General features: G+C 62.2%; 8 protein-coding genes. 5 read left to right on the forward strand and 3 right to left on the reverse strand.

Going from position 1 to position 6,425, the window contains the following annotated elements; all coding sequences use genetic code 11:
* Positions 1-5: 5 nt before the first annotated feature.
* Entirely contained in the window at positions 6-215 is a 210-nt protein-coding gene (locus NKJ94_RS32470; protein WP_224570124.1) for a hypothetical protein, read from the forward strand.
* Positions 215-790: a Fic/DOC family protein gene (locus tag NKJ94_RS32475; protein WP_352531279.1), complete on the forward strand. Its 576-nt coding sequence runs from the start codon at positions 215-217 to the stop codon at positions 788-790. The genes NKJ94_RS32470 and NKJ94_RS32475 overlap by 1 nt, the downstream gene beginning before the upstream one ends.
* 190 nt (positions 791-980) lie before the next feature.
* Here the strand turns inward: NKJ94_RS32475 and NKJ94_RS32480 are convergent, their stop codons facing one another.
* The 3 genes from NKJ94_RS32480 to NKJ94_RS32490 are packed head-to-tail and all read right to left on the reverse strand — an operon-like array spanning position 981 to position 4,978.
* Entirely contained in the window at positions 981-3,212 is a 2,232-nt protein-coding gene (locus NKJ94_RS32480) for an nSTAND3 domain-containing NTPase (protein ID WP_352531281.1), read from the reverse strand.
* Positions 3,213-3,263: 51 nt separating this feature from the next.
* Positions 3,264-4,019 (reverse strand): SMC-Scp complex subunit ScpB, encoded by a 756-nt coding sequence (gene scpB / locus NKJ94_RS32485; protein ID WP_352531283.1) that lies wholly within the window; start codon positions 4,017-4,019, stop codon positions 3,264-3,266.
* 2 nt (positions 4,020-4,021) lie between these two features.
* Positions 4,022-4,978 (reverse strand): DUF1403 family protein, encoded by a 957-nt coding sequence (locus NKJ94_RS32490; protein WP_352531285.1) that lies wholly within the window; start codon positions 4,976-4,978, stop codon positions 4,022-4,024.
* A 169-nt stretch (positions 4,979-5,147) separates the two neighbouring features.
* Here NKJ94_RS32490 and NKJ94_RS32495 point away from each other — a divergent pair, with 169 nt between their 5' ends.
* From NKJ94_RS32495 to NKJ94_RS32505, 3 genes are all read left to right on the forward strand, one after another.
* Positions 5,148-5,405: a type II toxin-antitoxin system VapB family antitoxin gene (locus NKJ94_RS32495; protein ID WP_031195575.1), complete on the forward strand. Its 258-nt coding sequence runs from the start codon at positions 5,148-5,150 to the stop codon at positions 5,403-5,405.
* Entirely contained in the window at positions 5,405-5,791 is a 387-nt protein-coding gene (locus NKJ94_RS32500; RefSeq protein ID WP_352467886.1) for a type II toxin-antitoxin system VapC family toxin, read from the forward strand. The genes NKJ94_RS32495 and NKJ94_RS32500 overlap by 1 nt, the downstream gene beginning before the upstream one ends.
* Positions 5,788-6,425: tyrosine-type recombinase/integrase (locus NKJ94_RS32505; protein ID WP_502904236.1), on the forward strand; the 638-nt coding region annotated here is incomplete at its 3' end. The genes NKJ94_RS32500 and NKJ94_RS32505, both read left to right, overlap by 4 nt.

The raw sequence follows: 6,425 nt of genomic DNA on the forward strand, positions 1-6,425 counted from the left end.
GAAGCATGAAGAAATCCACCAAGGGTCTGACGCCTAGCGCGCCAAGCCATATCCTCGGACAGCGCACATTCGCGGCGATCACAGCCGTCGAAGGCATCAACTTGAGCGCGGCCAGCCGTAAGCGTCTCGCGGATTTAAAGAAGCGCAAGCTTTCGCCTGACGATCAGCGGGCCGAGATCATCCGCGCTTATCTGGACGCCAAGTCACGCGGGTGATGTCGGTCGGTTACGACGCCTTCGACGATCCCTACGCCTATAAAGGTACCACGACCCTAAAGAACAAGCTTGGCTTGCGCGATCCCGCATTGCTCGAGGCCTTTGAGCTTGAAATGACAACGCTGCGCGCTGGCGAGCCGCTACCGCGCGGTCGTTATGACCCGAGCCACTATCGCCGCGTCCATTACCAGCTGTTCCAGGATGTCTACAGCTGGGCTGGCAAGTACCGCACGGTGCGAACTGCGAAGGCTGGCAATCCGTTCTGCTTTCCGGAGTATATCGACGGCGAGATGAAGCGGCTTTTCAATGCGCTTCCGTCGGTGATCGGAGCGGAGACCGCTGAGGCTTTCGTGGCCCAGGCGGCCCATTTCCTAGGCGAACTGAATGCGATCCATCCTTTCCGGGAAGGCAATGGCCGTTCGCAACTGTCATTCATGGCGATGCTCGGCGAGCGCGCGGAAAATCCCATGGATTTCAGTCGCGTCAGAAGAGAAACATTTTTGCCGGCGATGGTTGCGAGCTACGCGGGCGATCTCACCAGCTTGGTCCTGGAGCTTCGTCGTCTGCTCCTTTGAGATCTTGGGTGCGCGCCGTTCGAGTCCTTTTTCAAGACGGGCGTCTCGCGCGTGCGGCTAAAGCCGGGCTGAGGCACGTGCCTCCAGGCATCTTGACGGCATCGAGGCGGCGCCGCGGCCAGCGCGCAACAGGCGCCTGTCTCCTCGGCACCAAAGCAGCCATTCAAGCAGAGGAGCTCGGCTCTGCCTGCTAATCATCGACATCGTCGAAGATCGTACCGCTGTCTGCAGCAGCCGAGGTCACGGAGATACTTGCCGACGTAGCCGCCTGCGCTGACCATGCGGAAGGCTCGGGGGAGAGCCTGTCCTCCTCGAGCGTGCTGATATGGGCGCTGATGTCGGCATAGAAGGTCTCGAGCGGCTCCGTCCGCCCATCCGGGAAAAAGAAAGTTTCGGCCTTTTCCATGCTGTCTTTGAAGTCCGTATAGAGGCTGAGCTCGTTGTCCGAGGAGAAACTCCCGCGCAGATGATCCAGCAGGTTACCGAAATCATTCAGCCAGTTTTTGCGGAAGCGCGCAGCAAGATCGTCAAACTCGTCGTGAGTGAATATCTGCTGGTACATTTTGTTCGCAAACACATCGGTCCGCATCCAGGTGATCGTGTCATCGTCCATGCGCTCCACGATCCTCTCGCGGGCTGCTTCCGGCAGGAGACCGTAAGAGTTGAGGGCCGCCAGGAGAAGCAGACTGCCGAACGAAAGGTAGCTGGTGTTCGCCGTTGCCGCCCATTCGAGAATGTCTGGCCGCGCAGCGACGATCTTGCCGAGAAAGCCGTCACCGGCACGGGCTCCGAGGAATGATTTGAAACTCTCATCGAGCGGATGATCCTGAAATCGCTCTATGAGCACTGCAAACAGCGAGGCCGGGACGCGGACATGGGCGTGTTCAGCAGTCAACGGTGCGCATACCACCTCGCGCATTAGCCGATCGACCTTGGCGCCATGCACATAAAGCTCGATCAGTTCGGGGGAGCGGGCAACTATCTCGGCGAATGCATCAGTCACGGTCGGATGTCGGAACACCCATCGATCACTGTCCTCAGCAGAAAGGCGCCGCGTGAGGCTGTCATTCAAATGCTCCATTGCCATGGCGACAGCTGCCGGCTGCAAGCCCAAGAGCCGCGTGACCATTTCGAGCGCCGGGTGCTGCCCGATCGGCGACGGCACGCCGCTTTCAGAATTGAGGAAAATCATTGCGATCGCGCCAAGCGATGGCGCATCGAGCTGTTCGAGCACTTCGGTCAGAAACTCGACCGGCTGCTCGACAAGCTCCTTCATCCGGCCCGCGCTCAGCTTCAGCTTGCTGGTGAACAGCGGATCCCCGAGCCGTCGTGCGGTTTCTGGCAGAAATGCTTTGTTGGCAGCGACAGCGGGCATAAACGGCTTTAGCCGCTGGCGCATTGCCTGGGGCTGGACCCGGCGGACGTGATTATAAAGCATCTGCGCGCGCTCATTATCGGTCAGCTCTTGGACATTTACGACGACCTGGCTCTCCTTGAACAAGGGGAACGCGCTCTGCTTTAGGTGAGGTCGGGCCGCTCCCCAGATGTAGTTGCGGGATGTAAAGATGATGCGAGCGCCGCCCTCGATCGCCGCACGCATCGTGCCAAGTTCGGCATTCCACCGGCTCATCCGGTCTATGTCGAAATGATTGGACCCGAAGGCATCGTCAACCCATAGCAACTGTTTCTCTCCAGGATGCCAAAAGTGCAACTGGTCTGGCGCGTTGATCTTCACGGCGCCGATACAGCCGTCGTCGAGTGCGCCCAGCGCCAGGATCGCCGCGATCGTCGACTTTCCCGAGGCCGGATCACCCAGCAAGATTACGAAGCGATGCTCTTGGAGCGCCTTGATCGCCTGTCGATAGGCGTCGGTCGGCACGAAGCAGCTGAGATCGGATCCCATATTTTCGAGGATCGCCTTGGCCTGCTTGTAGGCATTGTCGGTGATGATGTGCGAGAGGTCACCGATCCCGTAGATGCGGGGCACCAGCATGCGCAGACGGGCACTCTGGTCGAGCTGTTGCTGGATCCACGAACCGCCAAACACCTGACACCGCTTGACGCCGGCCGCCCTGAAGGCTGCGCAAATATCCCTGTCCGCCTCACCCGAGACGCCTGCATTGGTCAGGATCACGTAATCCTCAGCGAGCCCGTTCTGAGCCAGCAGCACTGCCTTCGGCAGCTCGCTCTTGAGGTTGGCCAACGTCAGGTTGGCGCCCGGCTTCCCCGTGTACTTGCACTGGAGTGTCGACTTGATCGGCCGACCGTCGTCACCGGTCCAAGTCCCAAGAAACGCTCCGTCTCGACCTCCATCGTTCGACCCGAGGAAGGTCTGCACCGGGCGTTTCAGAGTCTCCGCCGCGACGGCGGTGGCGAGATCCTGAAAGGCTTTCCAGCCCAATTTTGTCAGATCAAACGTCATCGCTGCGTTTCGCCTGCCGCAAGATCAATCATCCTGGTGGTAGATCGGGACCTATCGCCGAGGACGAGATCCAGAGACGACCGCTGGAGGCATTTCATCTTCAACGACCTCTGTCTTTGGCTCCTCCTCGTTCCCGTCACTCTCCCCGCTCGCCAGCCCGGCTGGAATATCGCCGGCCAGCAGCTTCTCCTTCGACAGCAGCCCAGCGTCTTCGAGCGCCTCGAAATCCGGCAGCTGGCGCAGCGTGTCGAGCCCGAACTGCGACAAGAAAGTCTTCGTCGTCACATAGGTGTAGGGCGACCCCGGCTGCGGGCTGCGCGGCCCCGAGGCGATCAGCCCCTGTCCCCGTAGCACGCCGATCAGATCGCGCGACACCTCCTTGACGAAGAAGGAAGACAGCTCGCCCCGGGTGATCGGTTGGAAATAGGCAATGCACATCAGCACGAGCGCCTCCGATTGCGTCAGGTCTTTTGTCCCCTCGCCCGCCGCGGTGCCGAACGCGGCGTGGATGGCGTCGCCAAAGGCTTTCTTGGTCCGGTGCTGCCAGCCGCGGGCGACCGAGACCAGCTCGTAGGGACGGCTGGCGAGCTCTGCGCGGATATCGTCGATGACCAGCTCGAGATTGCAATTTCTCCCAACAACCCGCGCCAGCACCTCTCGCTGCACCGGTTCATTTGCGGCAAAGATCACCGCTTCGACGCGGCCCATCCATTCACGCCAGCGCAGTTCGGCCGGCAAGTGCTCGAGCTCGGTGTCCAGCAAGGCAGGCTGATCGTTTGCCTTGCGGCGGGCGGAGGCTTCGGCCATCGCTAGAGTCCAAACAGTCGGAACGAGGCGCGACCGGTGAGCTCGCGCACCGCCTCGAGTTTTTGCAGCCGCTCGAACAGGCGCCGCGCCGCAAACCGCGACAGTCTTTTGGTCGTCAGCGATCCGGAGAGAGCGTCGTCATCGAGCAGTCTTTGGATCACATCGCCCGCCCCCTTTGCCCTGAGCTTCGGTGCGACGGCGATGAGCCGCTCCGCGCGCCGCGACAGCTCGGCGGCCAACCGGCAGGCGTCCGCCGCCGCCTGCGCCAGCGCCAGGCACACTGCCCGCTCGAACCCTTTTTCGCCTGGCCGGATCCGCTTGCCGCCGCCAGGCTTGGACCGAAACGCCGGGCCAAAAGCGTGTGCCATCAGCAGCGGCAGCGGGCGCGGCCAGCGCAGGTTTTGCGCCAGCACCAGGTCGGCGAGCCACCAGGCAAAAAGCTCGGAGTCGGACTGCATGGCGACGACGCGAGCGGCGATTGCCGCCGCGGCGAACGGCGCCGGCCGCCCCGAGCGCGCCAGGTCGTCGATGTGTTCACAAACCGCGGCCAGCGCCTCGACGTCTCGATGGAGACCCAGCTGGTCGACGATCTTTTTGAGCTGATCGGCGCTGGCGGCTGGCGGCTGCCCGGCCAACTGCCGCCAGGCGCCAAAGGTGGCGCCCGCCGGGCCCGGATCGGCTCCGGCCTGGCGCAGATGCCATGCGTCGCGCAAGGCGGCCTCGTCCTCCGAGCGCCCGGCCAGCCGCATGCTGGCGGCAGCGCATTTCAGCGCCAGCCGCTGGCGCCAGGCGCCGGCCCAGCCGGCTTGCGTGCGCGCGAGCGTCTCGAGCGCGCTCAAGGCGGCGCCGGCACAGAAGGCGGCGTCTGCGTCGGTGACGACAGCGCCGTTGGCCAGCGCCCAGGCCGGGACGACCGGCTCGAGAACGGGAACGGCGGCGGCGGGGTCGAGGCGAATCATGATTCTGGAGGGTAAAGCAGCCGTGCGCTTTTTGCGACAAACTTTGCACCAAAACGCACAGGCTGTCGTCAGCACACAACGAACGATAATGTTGCCTTATCGTTCGTTGTTTACGAGCCTAGGGAACCATGGTAGAATACACCCGAAAGGTAGATTTTTGGAGTCTTTCGTGTCCCTGAACATCAAAAATCCGGCCACCGTGGCTCTCGCCGACGAACTCGCGCGCCGCCAGGGTATCAGTAAGACAGCAGCCATTCATCAGGCCCTGAGCGAGCGCTTGCATCGCTTGGGCTTTGGAGAGACCGCTCAGGAGCGTCTGCTGGCAGAATTGCGCGCCATCCGAGAAAGAGTGGCACGATTGCCTGAACTGGATAGTCGCAGCGACGAGGAGATCATCGGGTATGACGAGCATGGAATCCCTAACTGATGGTGATCGACACCTCAGCTGTTGTAGCGATCCTTCGGAGCGAGCCTGAGGCAGCAAGGCTGGAACGAGCGCTGGTCTTGGACCCAATCCGTCTGGTCCCGGCAACCTGCGTGCTCGAGGCACGCATGGTGCTGGTCAGCAGGCGCGGCGAACACGCATTGGCCGAGATCGATCTTTGGCTGCGCAAAATCGAGGCCGACATCATTCCTGTCGACTCCGAATTGGTTGATCTGGCGACCCAAGGTTGGCTGACCTACGGCAAGGGCCACCACCCGGCGGCGCTGAATTTTGCCGATTGCCTGTCCTATGCTTTGGCAAAGCGTGCGGATGAACCGCTGCTTTTCGTCGGCAAAGACTTCTCCCAAACGGATATCGAAGCGGCATGAGCATGGCTGGCGACGCGCAACGATCATCCGCTGCTTCCGGCGAGGACGACATGCCCGACATCATCGATATCATGCAGATGGGCGATGCCGACCTAGCCTCGTCCCCTCCCCTTCCAGCCATTGCCAATCCCAGCCTGCCTGCGCATCTTGAGGCGCTCGCCGGCCGCGCGCGCGATTATATCGAGGCGGCGAGTTCAGCCAACACGCGCCGCGCCTACGCAGCCGACTGGAAGCATTTTTCGAGCTGGTGCCGGCGCCAAGGCATCGAGATGTTCCCGCCCGATCCTCAGGTCGTCGGGCTCTATATCGCCGCCTGCGCGTCAGGTACGGCCACTGGCGACAAAAAGCCCAACACCGTTTCAACCATCGAGCGCCGGCTTTCGTCGCTCTCGTGGAATTTTGCCCAGCGCGGCCAGCCGCTGGACCGCAAGGATCGGCATATCGCCACGGTGATGGCTGGCGTTCGCAACACCCACGCCTCCCCTCCCCGGCAGAAGGAAGCGATCCTGCCTGAGGATCTGATCGCCATGCTCGAGACCCTCGACCGCGGCACGCTGCGTGGTCTGCGCGACCGCGCCATGCTGCTTTTGGGTTTCGCCGGCGGCCTTCGCCGATCCGAAATCGTCGGCCTCGA

Origin of the sequence: Mesorhizobium sp. M0060, from assembly GCF_040323155.1 — a bacterium.
In the GTDB taxonomy this organism is placed as follows: Bacteria; Pseudomonadota; Alphaproteobacteria; order Rhizobiales; family Rhizobiaceae; genus Mesorhizobium.